Here is a 15,737-nt window from a genome sequence, read left to right on the forward strand (position 1 = left end):
CAGCTAAGGGCTTAACAAATACCGGTGGGGCATCACGAAAATATGCTTTTAGTGGCACTATCGTGAACGAGGCGGTAAATGCATAGTACACTTTGACCGGGGACGTCTTTCGCATGGATGCGAAAGAGGAGCCCCCAGGGACGGGTTCACGGCGTGCCCCGGCAAAGTTGTACGGCGCGTTTAGCCGCCGGATGCACCGAGCTAGAACCTGCGTAACAATGAGCACCAGTAGCGTTGAGATTGGGGCAGCGCCCTTAGCTGGGTAGTAATTTTCTCCACCGGCTTCAAGGATCACATCCTTGTGCCCTTTCAGCCTCCGCAGCATCCCTGCTGCTGTTACGAAAATTCTACCGCAGCTAAGGGCTTAACAAATATCGGTGAGGCGTCAGGATAGATCGAAACCAAACGAGAGTTGCTTAAACACCAAAAAGCGAAAACCCGACACATGGTCGGGTTCTCTAAATAATGGCAGGGGCGGCTGGATTCGAACCAACGCATGGCGGGATCAAAACCCGCTGCCTTACCGCTTGGCTACGCCCCTACTGGGAATTCTGAGTTAATGGCAGGGGCGGCTGGATTCGAACCAACGCATGGCGGGATCAAAACCCGCTGCCTTACCGCTTGGCTACGCCCCTGCAGAAACTACAGCTACTTGTTTAGGATGGTGCGGAAGAAGAGACTCGAACTCTTACGCCTCGCGGCGCTGGAACCTAAATCCAGTGCGTCTACCAATTTCGCCACTTCCGCATGCATGAGAAAAGTAAAGTGGTGGCTACAGCGGGAATCGAACCTGCGACCCCAGCATTATGAGTGCTGTGCTCTAACCAGCTGAGCTATGTAGCCACGTAAACTTGTCCTAAGCAAGTGGCGCGTATTATGCTGATCTGAGGAAATAGCGTCAACCGTTTTTTTCGCATATTCCGGTTCTGCCTGCTTGTTTGCCGAATTTCTATGCAGTAGGGCTGGAATAGCGTGAAAAGCTTAGCAAAAGATAGCAAAAAGCCGGGTAAACCCGGCTCTTAATCTGTACTTTGGTAACGAAAAAGCGCTTAGACGTTAAAACGGAAGTGCATCACATCGCCATCTTTAACAATGTAATCTTTACCTTCTAAACGCCATTTCCCGGCTTCTTTGGCACCGGCTTCACCGTTGTACTGTACGAAGTCATCGTAAGACACCACTTCCGCGCGGATAAAGCCTTTTTCAAAGTCGGTATGAATCACGCCAGCGGCTTGAGGTGCGGTGGCACCGACAGCAACAGTCCAGGCCCGTACTTCTTTAACACCGGCAGTAAAATAAGTGTGCAGGTTTAACAGTGAGTAACCACCGCGGATCACACGGTTCAGGCCTGGCTCTTCCAGCCCCATATCGGCCATAAACTCGGCTTTTTCTTCATCGTCCAGCTCGGCGATTTCTGATTCGATAGCGGCGCAAACCGGTACTACGATGGCGCCTTCTTTGGCAGCGATGCCGCGCACTACATCCAGATGCGGGTTATTATCAAAACCGTCTTCCAGTACGTTGGCAATATACATGGTTGGCTTAATGGTTAAGAAGTTCATATAGGCAATCAGCGCCTTTTCTTCTTTATCCAGCTCTAGCTGACGCAGCGTTAAACCGTTTTCCAGGTGAGCTTTTACTTTTTCCAGCACTGCCAGTTCGGCTTTGGCGTCTTTATCGCCGCCTTTGGCTTTTTTCTGTACCCGTAAAATGGCTCGTTCGGCACTGTCCATATCCGACAGCACCAGTTCCATATTAATGGTATCGATATCGTCAGCCGGGTCAATTTTGCCGGCAACGTGGATAATATTTTCATCGTCAAAGCAGCGTACCACATGGCCGATAGCATCGGTTTCGCGGATATTGGCCAGGAATTTATTGCCTAAACCTTCGCCTTTAGACGCGCCTTTCACCAGGCCGGCGATATCAACGAATTCCATGGTGGTGGGGATTACGCGCTGTGGGTTAACGATTTGCGCCAGTTTATCCAACCGCAGATCCGGTACCGGGACCACGCCGGTGTTTGGCTCAATGGTACAGAACGGGAAGTTAGCTGCTTCGATACCAGCCTTAGTTAAGGCGTTGAATAAAGTTGATTTACCAACGTTAGGTAAACCTACGATGCCACATTTAAAACCCATGAATGTATCCTTTAATCTGCGGTGGGGCCAGCTTAGCTGGCCTGAAAGCTGTGTAAACGGCTCTGGGCTTTTACCAGACCGTCGCGTGCCAGTATAGCAAAGCAGGCGACAGCTTCCTCTATGCTCTGGTCGATCAGTTTTTGTTCGCTGGCAGGTGCCTTACCCAGTACAAAGCCAGTGACCTGATCTTTGTGGCCCGGATGGCCGATGCCTAAGCGCAAACGATAGAAATTCGGATTATTGCCCAGTTTGCTGGTGATATCGCGCAGACCATTATGGCCGGCATGACCACCAGCGAATTTAAATTTGGCACTGCCCGGCGGTAACGCCAGTTCATCATGTACCACCAGAATTTGCTCTGGCGCCAGTTTATAAAACTGTGCCATGGCCAATACGGCTTTGCCGCTTAAATTCATATAGGTGGTTGGCACTAACAGCTTGTATTCCTGCCCGGCTAACATAAATTTGCCGGTGAGACCAAAAAACTTGGCTTCAGACTTCAGGTTACAGTTGTAGGTGCGGGCGAGTTGTTCCACAAACCAGACGCCGGCATTGTGCCGGGTGTATTGATATTCGGGGCCTGGATTACCCAGGCCCACGATTAACTGCACAGCAGGCTGAACAGAGTCAGACATTACTCAGCGGCAGTTTCTTCTTCAGCTTTACCAGCTGGTTTGTTTACAGAAACTACTGGCAGGTCATGACCTTCGCCTTTGGTTAACTGAACAAACTTAACGCCTTTTGGTGCTTTGATATCAGACAGGTGCAGAGTAACACCTACAGCGACATCGGCCAGGTCAACTTCGATAAACTCTGGCAGATCCTGTGGTAAACAGGTGATTTCAACTTCGTTCAGACCGTGTACTACTACACCGCCTTTCTTACCAGCAGCATCTTCGTTCAGGAAGTGAACCGGAACAGTAGTGTGCAGCTCATGGCCAGCTTCTACGCGTTGGAAGTCAACGTGCAGTACTTTTGGCTTGAACGGGTGACGTTGCATGGCTTTAACGATAGCTTTAACTTCTTCACCGCCAACATTGATAGTCAGAATGTGTGAGTAGAAAGCTTCAAAGCTTTGTGCTTTTAACAACTTAGAGTGATCTAAGGTGATAGACAGTGCTGGCTGGTGACCACCGTAGATGATCGCTGGCACTTTGTCAGCGTGACGCAGGCGGCGGCTCGCACCTTTCCCCAAGTCACTGCGGACTTCTGCATTCAAGGTAAAAATTGCATCAGACATGATGTACTCCAAAAATTAGAATTTGTTATGGCTTGCGACCAGCCATAACCTGTAGCCCCTTTAAAAGGCGCAACATATTACCACCCGCGCCGGGTTGCTGCAAATAAAAGCTGTTGCCAATAAAAAAGGCAGGATAACCTGCCTTTTGCAACCTTAGCTCGCAGCTTAATCAAACATCGCCGAGATGGATTCTTCGTTACTAATACGGCGGATACATTCTGCGATCAGATCACTTAACGTCAGCTGCCGTACCTTAGGAATGGCGCGCATCGCCGGTGACAGCGGGATAGTATCGGTGACAATCAGCTCATCAATCACTGATTCGCTAATGATTTCTGGTGCCCGGCCAGAGAAAACCGCGTGGGTAGCATAGGCAAATACCCGCTTGGCACCTTGCTCTTTTAAGGCTTCAGCGGCTTTACACAGGGTACCGCCGGTATCAATCATATCGTCAACGATAATACAGTCACGGTCTTTTACATCACCGATAATATGCATCACCTGAGAGACGTTGGCCTTTGGCCGGCGCTTATCGATAATCGCTAAGTCGGCATCGTTCAGCAGTTTTGCTACCGCGCGGGCACGTACTACGCCGCCGATATCCGGCGATACCACTACCGGCGCTTCCAGCGCCTTCTTGCGCATATCGTCAAGTAGCACTGGCGTTGCAAAGACGTTATCTACCGGCACATCAAAGAAACCCTGAATTTGCTCAGCATGCAGGTCGACGGTTAACACCCGGTCCACGCCAACGCTGGATAAAAAGTCGGCGACGACTTTGGCTGTAATCGGCACCCGGGCAGAACGCACCCGGCGGTCCTGACGGGCATAACCAAAGTAAGGAATCACTGCTGTGATCCGGCCGGCTGACGCGCGACGCAAGGCGTCAACAATGACAATCAGCTCCATCAGATTGTCGTTAGTAGGGGCACAGGTAGACTGGATAATAAAGACGTCTGAACCGCGTACATTTTCGTTGATTTGCACACTGACTTCGCCATCACTGAAGCGACCGACAGCGGCATCTCCCAGTTTGATGTAAAGACGGCTGGCGATTTTGTTGGCAAGATCTGGTATGGCGTTACCAGCGAAAACCTTCATGTCGGGCACGGTAGGATCCTCAGGGCAGTTGTGAGTCCGGTTTAATCATAAAAGCCGCTGTTGAGTATAGTTGCTGCCGGAAAAAATACTCCGGCAACGGCTAAACTGAATGGCGGCTCAAGTTGCTGTAATCGGTATCAGTTAATGCCGCCAGTAATGGCGACCTATTAACCCCTCTGGCGATAAAGCCCCGACAGTTTGCCGGCAGGTTCGCTAGGGCATGCTGAGCACTGGCCGCGTCCGGAAATTCGGCGAACACACTGGCGCCAGTACCCGTCATTCGACACGGCGCATATTCTAGCAACCACTGTAAGGTTATTGCAACAATCGGATACAGCCGTTCGACCAGCGGCTGGCAGTCATTCTGCCATGGGCTGCTAAGTAGCTCTGTCATGCTGATCTTAGGTGTATCTCTTTTTAAATCAGGGTGTTGGAATATTGCTGCCGTGCTGATATGACAAGCTGGCGTCACGACTAAATAAGTCTTTTCCGGCAGTGAAACCGGCTGTAAGTGCTCACCAACCCCTTCGGCAAAGGCGGTTTGGCCGTGCACAAAAACTGGCACGTCTGCACCCAGTTTCAGGCCCAGTGCCGCCAGTTCTGCGGTAGTTAATTGCAGCTGCCATAACAGGTTAAGTGCATGCAAGGTGGTGGCAGCGTCTGACGAACCACCGCCCAGGCCGCCACCCATCGGCAGGTGTTTTTCCAGCCGGATCTGACAACCGGCGTTGGCACTGGCCAAAGGTTTTAATAACATGGCTGCGCGGTAAATCAGATTATCCTGCCCGGCCAGCTCGGCGATATCACAGCTCAGGTTGATTTCACCACTCTCGTTCGGGGTAAAGTGCAGCACATCGCCGGTATCGAGCATTTGAAACAGCGTTTGCAGATTATGGTAGCCATCAGGCCGCCGGCCGGTGATATGCAAAAATAAATTCAGCTTCGCTACCGCGGGTAAGGTCAGGGTCATAACTGCCAGCTCCGGATCACTAGCCTGACTTGCGTATCAGCGCTTTGCAGTTGTAGTTGTTTTGGTAACGATAACGCATCGTCGAAAAAGCTGCGATAGGTCAGCTGCCAGCGAATACCCGTACTATCGGTCAGGTTAAAACTTACCAGCCGGCCAGCCGTATCATACTGCAGCTCAGTGGCTGAATCGCCGGGTAAACCGCGTAACCACAGTGCCATATCATGCAGCGGAATCGACCAGCCCGCCAGTTGCCACAGTAAGTTACTGGCGTCGGCTGCCTGATAGCGTTCACCACGCACTAACAGCTCGGTAAGTTCTGCGTTGGCGGTTAATTCGAATAAACTGATGCCAAGCATATTTGCCAATCGTGCCTGATAGGCGCTGGCATCCTGTTGTTGCCAGCGTAAATTACCGCTCACCGTTTCGGCCGGTGATTTGATTCCAACGGCAGCTTGCACGGTAAAGTTATTTAGCTCAGCCAATTGCTGTTGGCGCTGTTGTTGCGGCAGCACTTCGGTCTGTCCGGGTAAGTTTTTGGTCGTGCTACAGGCACTGGCGAATAAAAAAATGGCCAGCAGAGCCAACTTTCTGAAGATTACACTCAAGCTATCGTCCTTTGTGGTTGCTTTTCTGCTTTTGCTTTTCTTAGTTCGGGCTTTTTCGTACAATTCGCCCCCTACCAGGTAATGATACAGGTGAACACCATTTTTGCACTAGGCATTAATCACAAAACGGCACCGGTGGCGCTGCGCGAAAAGCTGGCCTTTGCACCGGAGCAGGTGCCGGATGCGCTGCATCAGCTGGCAACCCAGCTGGAGATTAACGACGCCGTGATTTTGTCGACCTGTAATCGCACCGAGCTGTATTTCAGTGGTGCTGCCGAGCAAGCTGAACAGGTACTGCACTGGCTGGCAGGCTTTCACCAATTAAAGCTACAGGAATTACAACAGCATTTGTACTTGTATCAGGAGCAGGAGGCGGTAAAGCATCTGATGCGGGTTGCGGCTGGGTTGGATTCCCTGGTATTGGGCGAGCCGCAAATCCTTGGCCAGGTGAAACAGGCCTATAATCAGTCACGGCAAGCCGGCACTATCAACCCGCAGTTTGAACGGCTGTTTCAAAAAACCTTTGCAGTGGCAAAAGAGGTGCGTACTGAGACGGATATTGGTGCCAACGCCGTGTCTGTTGCTTTTGCGGCGGTGACGTTAGCGAAACAAATCTTTGGTAAGCTGGAACAAGTTCGGGTGCTGCTGATTGGTGCTGGCGAAACCATTGAACTGGTAGCTCGCCACCTGACAGAGCAGGGCGCAACGCAGCTCAGTGTTGCCAATCGTACTTATGAACGGGCAGAGACACTGGCAAAACAGTTTAATGCCCAGGTGCTTACCCTGGCGCAGGTACCGGCGCGGCTGCATGAAGCCGATATCGTGATTTCCTCTACCGCCAGTACCTTGCCTATCGTCGGTAAAGGCATGGTGGAACATGCGCTGAAGCAACGCCGGCATAAGCCGATGTTTCTGGTCGACTTAGCGGTACCGCGGGATATTGAAGAGCAGGTTACCGAGCTGGAAGACGCCTATCTGTATACGGTAGACGACTTGCAGAGCATAGTGGCGCAAAATCTGAATAACCGCCAGCAGGCCGCTGAACAAGCTGGTGTCATGATTGCAGATGGTGCCAGTGACTTTATGCAATGGCTGCAGCTGCAGGATAAAGCCGATTGGTTACGCGAGTACCGGCAGCGCTGCGAAGAAATAAAACAGGAACTGGTGCTGCGGGCACAAAAGCAACTGGCTGCCGGGCAGGATTCTGATAAGGTGTTAGCCGAGCTGGCAACCAAACTGAGCAACAGGTTAATGCACAGCCCCACCAGAACCATCCGGCAGTTATTACAGTCTGATCAGCCCGATGCAAACGAGCTGGTTAAACTTCTTATTGATTTATAAATAGGTTTTAATCCTAACATGAAAGATTCGGTATACCGTAAGCTGGAAGCTTTAGTGGAACGCTATGAGGAAGTGCAGGCGCTGTTAAGCGATGCCTCAGTGATTAGCGATCAGAAACGTTTTCGCGAGCTATCCAAAGAATTCAGCCAGCTGGAAGAGTTAAGCAAGGCTTTCCGGAGTTATCAGCAAGCACAGGAAGATTTGCTGATGGCGGAAGAAATGCAAAAAGACAGCGATCCTGAGATGCGCGAAATGGCGCAGGATGAGTACAAACTGGCAAAAAACCGGATTGAACAGCTGGATACCGAACTGCAAATCTTGTTGCTGCCCAAGGATCCTAATGATAATAACAGTTGCTTCCTGGAGATCCGGGCCGGTGCCGGTGGTGATGAAGCGGCAATCTTCGCCGGAGATTTATTCCGCATGTACAGCCGTTTTGCCGAAACCCAGCGCTGGAAGGTTGAAGTGTTAAGCGCCAACGAAGGCGAGCATGGTGGTTTTAAAGAAGTGATTGCCAGTGTGCAGGGCGAGGGAGTTTACGGTACGCTGAAGTTTGAATCGGGCGGTCATCGGGTGCAGCGGGTACCGGCTACTGAATCGCAGGGGCGGGTGCACACTTCGGCCTGTACTGTGGCCATTATGCCGGAAATCCCGGAAAGTGAAGCGATAGAAATTAACCCGGCTGATTTGAAAGTTGATACTTACCGCGCTTCTGGTGCTGGTGGTCAGCACGTTAACCGTACCGACTCTGCCATTCGTATTACCCACTTACCCACCGGCATAGTGGTGGAGTGTCAGGACGAGCGTTCACAACATAAAAACCGTGCCCGGGCGATGGCGGTGCTGCAATCGCGGATCCAGGCCGCCGAAGATGAAAAACGCCGGCTGGAAGAGCAAAGCACCCGCCGCTCGCTGGTTGGCAGCGGCGATCGTTCCGAGCGGATCCGTACCTATAATTTCCCACAGGGCCGACTTACCGATCACCGTATTAACCTGACCATTTACCGTTTAAATGAAGTAATGGAAGGCGAGTTACAGCAAATTATTGAACCGCTGAAACAAGAACATCAGGCTGACCAGCTCGCCATGCTGGCTGATGAAAACCGCTAATGTCCATGTCGCAGGCCGCGCCGACGCTGCAGCAATGCACGCAGCAATTGAGTCAGCAACTCAGTGCAATTTGCGATAATCCGGCTCACGAAGCCCGGCTGCTACTTTGTCATCTGTTAAGCTGCCAGCCGGGCTATCTTTATACATATCCTGAACGTGTGCTAACGCCAAGCGAGCTACAACAGCTGCAGCCTTTATTGCAGCGGCGCCTGGCCGGGGAGCCTTTGGCGTATATTTTCGGACACTGGCCATTTTATGGCCTGGAGCTTGCGGTTGCGCCTTGCACGCTTATTCCGCGTAGCGATACCGAAATTCTGGTGGAGCAAGCCCTGGCCTTAACGCTACCGGCACAGGCAAGGGTGTTAGATCTGGGCACCGGTACCGGCGCTATTGCGCTGGCACTAGCGCACAACCGGCCACATTGGCAGCTGACGGCTGTTGATTTGCAAGCTGAGGCCGTCGCCCTGGCACAGCGCAATGCGCAGACGTTACAGCTTAGTAATGTACACTTTACAGTTAGCAGCTGGTTTAGCGCGTTAGCGGACCAGCAATATGATCTGATTGTCAGTAACCCACCCTATATTGAAGCGGCCGATCCGCATCTAACCGCCTTGCGGTTTGAGCCGCTAACCGCGCTGGTGGCCGAGCAGCAGGGCCTGGCTGACCTTGCCAGCATTATTGCCGCGGCGCCGGCCTATCTGGCGCCAGGCGGCTGGCTTTGGCTGGAGCATGGCTATAATCAAGCGCAGCAGGTACAGCAGTTGTTAAAACAGGCCGGGTTTGGTCAGGTCGACTCAGTGCGGGATTATGGCGGTAACTGGCGCATTAGTGGTGGTCAGCGCCCGCTGAGTTAAATGGTTATAAAATCTTTGACCTTGTAAAAAATCCGGCATATAACAGAGAGATAAAATCGCCGGAGGTGTCTGATGTCTGATGAGTTTTTGTTTGCTGCTGAACCCGAACCCGTGCACTCGGTTAGCAACGGCAGCTGGAAAGTGCTGATTGTCGATGATGAGCCAGAGGTCCATGCGGTAACCCGTCTTGCCTTAAACGACTTTAGTTTTCAGCAAAAAAGACTGGAATTTATCAGCGCTTATTCCGGCGAAGAAGCCCAAAAAATACTCGCTACCCAGCCTGATATCGCCGTGGTGTTACTGGACGTAGTGATGGAAACCGACGATGCTGGCTTAAAAGTTGCCAGTTATATCCGGGAAACGCTACATAACCATTTTGTGCGGATTATTCTGCGTACCGGCCAGCCCGGGCAAGCACCCGAACGGCAAGTTATCGTTAACTACGATATCAACGACTACAAATCCAAAACTGAACTGACGGCGCAAAAACTCTTTACCGTGATGATGTCCAGTCTCAGATCTTACCGTGACATTATTTCACTGGAGCAAAGCCGTCAGGGCCTGGAAAAAATAATCAATGCTTCGGTCGATCTGTTCTCATCGCACTCCATGGAGCAATTTATCGATGGTGTACTGCAGCAACTGACATCCGTACTCGGGTGTGATGAAGACGCCCTGATCGTGAGTTCTTCGCTGGTAGCCGGTAATATGCAAACTACCGATCCACATGATCTGGTGGTGTTTGCCGGGCAGGGTGAGTTTGAGCGCAAGGAAGGGAAGCCAATAAAAGAGGTGCTTGATCCTGCTTTGTTAGAAGCCTTTGAAGCCGCACTGCAAACTAAGGATATCGTTTATCGCGACAATTATCTGGTGGCCTATTGTTGCAGCAAGTTTACTCAAGGCTCACTGTTGTATGTCTCGGGTTTACCGGGACCGATGAATGAAAACCAGAAAAAGCTGATTGAGCTGTTTGCCCAGAATGTGCAGGTGGCCTATGAAAACGTGCAATTACAGCATGAGGTCGAAGATACCCAGCGTGAAATTGTCTACCGCTTAAGCGAAGCGGTCGAGCAGCGTTCGGTTGAAACCGGTAATCATGTACGGCGCATCGCCTTTATTTGTTATGAGCTGGCCAAAGCCTATGGCTTATCCGAACTGGAGGCGGAAAAATTGATGTTTGCAGCGCCACTGCATGACGTCGGTAAAGTCGGGATCCCGGATAATATTCTGAATAAACCGGAAGGCCTGAATGAGCAAGAATGGCAGGTAATGCAAACTCATGCCAGTATCGGTTTTAATATTCTGAAAGGTTCGAAGCGTGCCATTGTGCAGGCTGGTGCCATTATTGCTCGCGATCATCATGAAAAATGGGACGGTAGCGGCTACCCGGATGGCAAACAAGGCGAGCAAATTCATATTTATGCCCGGATTGCAGCGCTGGCGGATGTGTATGATGCGCTACGCCACCGTCGGTGTTACAAAGATGCCTGGACACTGGAGCAGGTATTGGCGGAGATTGATAGTCAGGCCGGCAAGCAGTTTGAGCCAAAGCTGGTAACGGTATTTAAAACCATAGTGCCGAAACTGGAAGCAATTTTGCAAAAATACCCCGATAGCGATGCTGACGCTGTATAATCGGGCAGCGTATTTTTCTTAAGGATATCGTCGTATGTATATGGCTTTTAAACATTTACACCTGCTGCTGGTGGCATTGAGTGTGTCACTACTCTTTATCCGTTTCGCGCTGCGCCTGAAAGACTCAGCGTTGTTACAGCGCAAGTTTTTTAAGATTGCCCCCCATGTGGTAGACACCTTTTTATTATTATCTGCCGTGGCGCTGATGCTGACTATCCGCCAGTATCCCTTTGTTGATCCCTGGTTAACTGAAAAAGTGATCGCACTGTTTGCTTACATTGCGCTGGGCTTCTCAGCATTAAAAGGCCGCACGGTAGCCATTCGCTGGTTGTCTTTTTTAGGCGCGCTGGGCTGGCTGGGTTTAATGATTCGGGTTGCGCTGAGCAAGCAGCCATTGTTCCTGCCTTTCTAACAGAATTAAGCGACAATATTTATGATGCAAAATAAAGTAGTACAGGTCGCCGGTATCCCGGTTGCCAATAACCAACCTTTTGTGCTGTTTGGTGGTATGAATGTGCTGGAGTCCCGTGACCTGGCGCTGCAGATTGCTGAGCATTATGTTCGGGTATGTGAAAAACTGAACATTCCTTATGTATTTAAAGCGTCTTTTGACAAAGCAAACCGCTCTTCAGTACATTCTTATCGTGGCCCGGGCCTAGAAGAAGGCTTGCGGATCTTTGAAGAAATCAAACACACCTTTCAGGTCCCGCTGATTACCGATGTGCATGAACCCTATCAGGCGGCGCCGGTGGCTGAAGTGGTTGATGTGATTCAGTTGCCGGCTTTTTTAGCGCGGCAGACTGATCTGGTGGTTGCGATGGCGAAAACCGGTGCGGTAATCAATGTGAAGAAGCCGCAATTTCTGGCACCGCATGAAATGCGGCATATTCTGAAAAAATTTCAGGAAGCCGGTAACGATAAGGTTATCTTGTGTGAACGTGGCTCTTGTTTCGGTTATAACAACCTGGTGGTTGATATGCTGGGCATGGATGAAATGAAGCAGTATGCCCCGGTAATTTTTGATGCCACCCATGCGCTGCAAAAGCCTGGTGGACGTGAAGATTCTGCTGATGGCCGCCGTGCTCAGGCGGCGCAATTGGCGCGTTCGGGTATGGCATTAGGGTTAGCCGGCCTGTTTATTGAAGCGCATCCGGACCCGAATCAGGCGAAATGTGATGGGCCTTGTGCCTTACCACTGGCTAAGCTGGAGCCTTATCTGGCACAGATGCAGGCACTGGATCAGTTGGTAAAAAGCTTTCCGGCGCTGGATACTGCCGCGAACTAACCGCTCCTGACAAAGCCGCCCTCCGGGGCGGCTTTGTCGGCGCTTTCAGGTCAAACGTCAACACGCCCTAATACCGCTGTTTGATAAAACGGACCACATTAGCAAATTCCTGTTCGACATTATTCAGCAGCTGCTTTAACGCCGACCAATCTGAAGTTTCGGCCGCTTTTTCCAGTTGTAATGCATAGTCAGCCAACAGATTAGCGCCAATACTTTTCGCCATAGCTTTTAACTGGTGGGCAATAGTGCGCAATTCGCTGCGATTTGCCGCCATACTCTGTTGTTCCAGTTGTTCGAGCAGCGGGCTGGCCTGAGTGATAAAGTAATTCAGGTACTCGTCGTGTTTTATCGGATTATCGCCAAGAAAGCTGGCTAAAGTGGTAAAACATACCGGTGCTTTTTTCTGCTCGTCGCGCACGACCTTTTTGCCTGTCGTCTGTGTCGTGGTTTGTTCGGTCAGCGGTAACCAGCGCTGCATCACGCTTTGTAAGGTAACTAACTCCAACGGCTTGGTAATGTAAGCATCCATACCAATGCTCAGGCATTTTTGCTCTTCGCCTTTCAGGGCGTTCGCTGTAATGGCAATAATGCGGGTGAAGTCACTGTCATCGGCACGCTGCAAACCTTCTTTGCGAATAGCTTTTGCCAGATCATAGCCGCTCATATTCGGCATATGCAGATCGGTTAATACCAGCGGATAATGGTACTGCCGCCATTTTTCCAGCGCGATAATGCCATCGTCCGCGACATCAACGGCATAACCCAGCGCATTTAATTGCTCGACGATAACGCGCTGATTCATCATATTGTCTTCGGCCAGCAACACCAGCTTACGTTGTTGTTTTGCTTCCGCCGCCGATGGCACATTTTGCTGATTCAGTAAGTAATGATGGGTTTGTGGCTGAGCCCGACCTTTACGACCACTAATTACTAAGACGGCATCGAGCAGCTGACTGCGACATAAAGGGGCGCTATGCAGATACACCACATTGTCAAAATGGGTATCCGATAACTCCACCTGATTCGTAATGACCACAAATTTCACCGCTTGTAACTTCGGATGTGTAATCAGGGTGCTGATATCTTTCGCTGCAATCTGCTCATAAGTGGCATCCAGCACCCACACTGCTTGTTGTTTCGGAGGTAAGGCTTTCAGCTGTTCGGCACGGTTAAGCAGGGCATCGACGCTGTTGGCGATATCCAGCTCTGCGCCACTGTACAGCAGATAATCAGATATAAATTGTTGGTTATCGCTATCTTGGGTGAACAAACAGATAAAGAGACCATTTAATGCATCTTTAGGTAAATAGCTGACCTCTTCCGAGCGGCGCATCGGCAAGCGCACCGCGAATTCGGTACCCTTGCCGGGCTCACTTTCGACATTAATATCGCCATACATTAGCGCCGTTAGGCGTTGACAAATAGACAAGCCAAGCCCGGTGCCACCAAACTTACGGGTAATAGAGCCTTCTGCCTGGTTAAACGGATGAAAGACATAATTAATTTGCCGCTGTGTCATACCACGGCCATTATCAGAAACCTTAAGCAGCACCTGGGTATATTCCAGATTCTCTTCCAGTAATTCGGCGCTGATTCTGACCACGCCGGTGGTATCCGGCGTGGTTTCGGTAAACTTAATGGCATTACCGGCCAAATTGTACAGGATCTGGCGCAGCCGCACCGGATCGCCGATTAAGCCGTCCGGTAAGCGCGGGTCAATATAAAGTTTTAAATCAATCTGACGCTGATAGGCCACCGAGACCAGGATCCGGCCGACGGCTTCGATAATTTCAGCCAGTGAAACCGGCAACTTTTCCAGTTCCAGTTTGCCGGCTTCGATTTTTGAGAAGTCGAGGATATCATCCAGGATCCGCAGCAACGAAAACGAAGATTCACGAATGGTATCGGTCATGCGGAATTGTGACGTTGACAGCTCGGTTTTACGCAGTAAATCCACAGTACCGATAATGCCATTCATCGGTGTACGGATTTCATGGCTCATGGTCGCCAGAAAGGTCGACTTGGCTTCATTGGCTTTCTCGGCAGTCAGCTTAGCCGTTTCCAGCGCGTCGGTACGTTCTTTAATCCGGTGTTCCACTTCCTGTTTTAGTTGCTCGATATTCTGCTCTGAGCTTTGCAACGCCTGCTGTGATTGTTGTAAGCGGCGGAACAGCCCATTCAGATTGTTTGCCAGCTCACCCACGTCATCTTGCTGATGGCTGTCGATGCTGCCACTAAACTGATTGCGTTCCAGAGCTTCCCCGGTACCTTGCAGCAGGGGCTTAATCCGCCGCCGGAAATTTTTCGCCACGGCATAACTTAAGGCCAGACTGAACAACAATCCCACCACCAGGCTGACAACAAAGGAAAACATCACCGGAAGCGGGTCGGGCTCCGGTAAACGTTGAATATTAAGCAACACTAGATCCGGATGCTCGGGCAGCAGCCTGCTTACTAAAAGAATATTCTGTTGCTGTACCGCTTGGTTTGTTAACGCCGGCGTCGGCACAAAATTTGGCAGGTTTTCAGTGTTTACCAGCAGTTCAAAACCCTGCGCCGTTTGGCGATATAAATACAGTGCCCGCTCAGGCTCATTATTCCTCGCTTGTAGCAGTAGTTGTTGCACCTGCTGAGTGCCGGCATCATCTAAGGCTGGGGCCAGCGCTTGCATCAGTACCTGGGTATCGGCAGCTAAACGATGTAGAGCCTGGCTGTGTTGCTGTTGGGCTGGGGTACTGATCCAGTTAAATAACAGTGCCTGAATCAGCAAACAGAGTACTAAAGTGCCAGCAACACGCAGATAAACGGGTTTAGTAAAGTTACTCTTCGCCATAGTTATTCCGAAAAACTTTATGTTTCAGCCAGCTAGATTAATGCCGAATGACAGTGAATAGCTTTATCTTAACAAGTTTTCTAATACAAAAGCATGATTAATTTTCGATAATATTTATTAGGTTGGCTAACGAATAAGCTGTCAGTGGGCTTTTCAAAAATATCTGTTGACTTGAGATCGCAAAATCCGTTTAATACGCGGCATTGCCCAGATAGCTCAGTCGGTAGAGCAGCGGATTGAAAATCCGCGTGTCGGTGGTTCGATTCCGCCTCTGGGCACCATGATTCCGAATAATGGTGTAAACCTTAATTCAAAATGTGTCGCAGCCGCTTTAGCTCAGTTGGTAGAGCAACTGACTTGTAATCAGTAGGTCATCCGTTCGACTCGGATAAGCGGCACCAACCAGTTTTGCCCAGATAGCTCAGTCGGTAGAGCAGCGGATTGAAAATCCGCGTGTCGGTGGTTCGATTCCGCCTCTGGGCACCATAAAACACAAAAAGCCAGCTTTTCAGCTGGCTTTTTTGTTTTATAGCCAATACCAGCTCAACGCTGGTATTGGCTATCGTCTCCGGTATGCTTGCGTACCGGAGACGCCATCTGCGATACCAAAAAAGCCACCACA

At 50.6% G+C, this 15,737-nt stretch carries 13 protein-coding genes and 7 tRNA genes; 9 read left to right on the forward strand and 11 right to left on the reverse strand.

The window, feature by feature from the left end:
- Nucleotides 1-466: 466 nt before the first annotated feature.
- From AAY72_RS12285 to lolB, 10 genes are all read right to left on the reverse strand, one after another.
- Nucleotides 467-541: transfer RNA gene (locus AAY72_RS12285), tRNA-Gln, on the reverse strand.
- A gap of 19 nt (nucleotides 542-560) precedes the next feature.
- Nucleotides 561-635 (reverse strand) — tRNA-Gln (locus tag AAY72_RS12290).
- A 27-nt stretch (nucleotides 636-662) separates the two neighbouring features.
- Nucleotides 663-747, reverse strand: a tRNA-Leu gene (locus tag AAY72_RS12295).
- Nucleotides 748-766: 19 nt separating this feature from the next.
- Nucleotides 767-843, reverse strand: a tRNA-Met gene (locus AAY72_RS12300).
- 206 nt (nucleotides 844-1,049) lie between these two features.
- Complete coding sequence (ychF, locus tag AAY72_RS12305) at nucleotides 1,050-2,141, reverse strand: redox-regulated ATPase YchF (RefSeq protein ID WP_008607321.1); 1,092 nt, start codon at nucleotides 2,139-2,141, stop codon at nucleotides 1,050-1,052.
- Between the two features lie 32 nt (nucleotides 2,142-2,173).
- A complete protein-coding gene (gene pth, locus AAY72_RS12310) occupies nucleotides 2,174-2,776 on the reverse strand; it encodes an aminoacyl-tRNA hydrolase (RefSeq protein WP_057787836.1) in 603 nt (200 codons plus the stop codon).
- Nucleotides 2,776-3,381: a 50S ribosomal protein L25/general stress protein Ctc gene (locus tag AAY72_RS12315; RefSeq protein WP_008984323.1), complete on the reverse strand. Its 606-nt coding sequence runs from the start codon at nucleotides 3,379-3,381 to the stop codon at nucleotides 2,776-2,778. The genes pth and AAY72_RS12315 overlap by 1 nt, the downstream gene beginning before the upstream one ends.
- 165 nt (nucleotides 3,382-3,546) lie before the next feature.
- Nucleotides 3,547-4,491, reverse strand: coding sequence for a ribose-phosphate pyrophosphokinase (locus tag AAY72_RS12320; protein ID WP_156411332.1), 945 nt, complete (start codon nucleotides 4,489-4,491; stop codon nucleotides 3,547-3,549).
- A gap of 91 nt (nucleotides 4,492-4,582) precedes the next feature.
- Nucleotides 4,583-5,452, reverse strand: coding sequence for a 4-(cytidine 5'-diphospho)-2-C-methyl-D-erythritol kinase (gene ispE, locus AAY72_RS12325; RefSeq protein WP_057787839.1), 870 nt, complete (start codon nucleotides 5,450-5,452; stop codon nucleotides 4,583-4,585).
- Nucleotides 5,449-6,057 (reverse strand): lipoprotein insertase outer membrane protein LolB, encoded by a 609-nt coding sequence (gene lolB, locus AAY72_RS12330; protein WP_057787841.1) that lies wholly within the window; start codon nucleotides 6,055-6,057, stop codon nucleotides 5,449-5,451. Before lolB ends, ispE begins: the two co-directional genes overlap by 4 nt.
- An 81-nt stretch (nucleotides 6,058-6,138) precedes the next feature.
- Between lolB and hemA the strand changes: the two genes are divergently transcribed.
- From hemA to kdsA, 6 genes are all read left to right on the forward strand, one after another.
- Nucleotides 6,139-7,398: a glutamyl-tRNA reductase gene (gene hemA, locus AAY72_RS12335; protein ID WP_057787843.1), complete on the forward strand. Its 1,260-nt coding sequence runs from the start codon at nucleotides 6,139-6,141 to the stop codon at nucleotides 7,396-7,398.
- An 18-nt stretch (nucleotides 7,399-7,416) separates the two neighbouring features.
- Nucleotides 7,417-8,508: a peptide chain release factor 1 gene (gene prfA / locus AAY72_RS12340; RefSeq protein WP_008984318.1), complete on the forward strand. Its 1,092-nt coding sequence runs from the start codon at nucleotides 7,417-7,419 to the stop codon at nucleotides 8,506-8,508.
- On the forward strand, nucleotides 8,508-9,362 hold the full coding sequence (gene prmC, locus AAY72_RS12345; RefSeq protein WP_008984317.1) for a peptide chain release factor N(5)-glutamine methyltransferase: 855 nt from the start codon (nucleotides 8,508-8,510) through the stop codon (nucleotides 9,360-9,362). Before prfA ends, prmC begins: the two co-directional genes overlap by 1 nt.
- A gap of 72 nt (nucleotides 9,363-9,434) precedes the next feature.
- On the forward strand, nucleotides 9,435-10,997 hold the full coding sequence (locus AAY72_RS12350) for a DUF3369 domain-containing protein (protein WP_057787845.1): 1,563 nt from the start codon (nucleotides 9,435-9,437) through the stop codon (nucleotides 10,995-10,997).
- A 34-nt stretch (nucleotides 10,998-11,031) separates the two neighbouring features.
- Entirely contained in the window at nucleotides 11,032-11,409 is a 378-nt protein-coding gene (locus tag AAY72_RS12355; protein ID WP_057787847.1) for a SirB2 family protein, read from the forward strand.
- Between the two features lie 24 nt (nucleotides 11,410-11,433).
- Entirely contained in the window at nucleotides 11,434-12,282 is an 849-nt protein-coding gene (kdsA, locus tag AAY72_RS12360; RefSeq protein ID WP_057787851.1) for a 3-deoxy-8-phosphooctulonate synthase, read from the forward strand.
- A 67-nt stretch (nucleotides 12,283-12,349) separates the two neighbouring features.
- Here the strand turns inward: kdsA and AAY72_RS12365 are convergent, their stop codons facing one another.
- Entirely contained in the window at nucleotides 12,350-15,115 is a 2,766-nt protein-coding gene (locus tag AAY72_RS12365) for a hybrid sensor histidine kinase/response regulator (protein WP_057787849.1), read from the reverse strand.
- 205 nt (nucleotides 15,116-15,320) lie between these two features.
- Between AAY72_RS12365 and AAY72_RS12370 the strand changes: the two genes are divergently transcribed.
- The 3 genes from AAY72_RS12370 (at nucleotide 15,321) to AAY72_RS12380 (ending at nucleotide 15,601) form a co-directional block, all read left to right on the forward strand.
- Nucleotides 15,321-15,396 (forward strand) — tRNA-Phe (locus AAY72_RS12370).
- 44 nt (nucleotides 15,397-15,440) lie between these two features.
- Nucleotides 15,441-15,516: transfer RNA gene (locus AAY72_RS12375), tRNA-Thr, on the forward strand.
- A 9-nt stretch (nucleotides 15,517-15,525) separates the two neighbouring features.
- Nucleotides 15,526-15,601 (forward strand) — tRNA-Phe (locus AAY72_RS12380).
- Nucleotides 15,602-15,737: the final 136 nt, after the last annotated feature.

Source organism: Alishewanella sp. WH16-1, assembly GCF_001441695.1.
Taxonomy (GTDB): domain Bacteria; phylum Pseudomonadota; class Gammaproteobacteria; order Enterobacterales; family Alteromonadaceae; genus Alishewanella; species Alishewanella agri.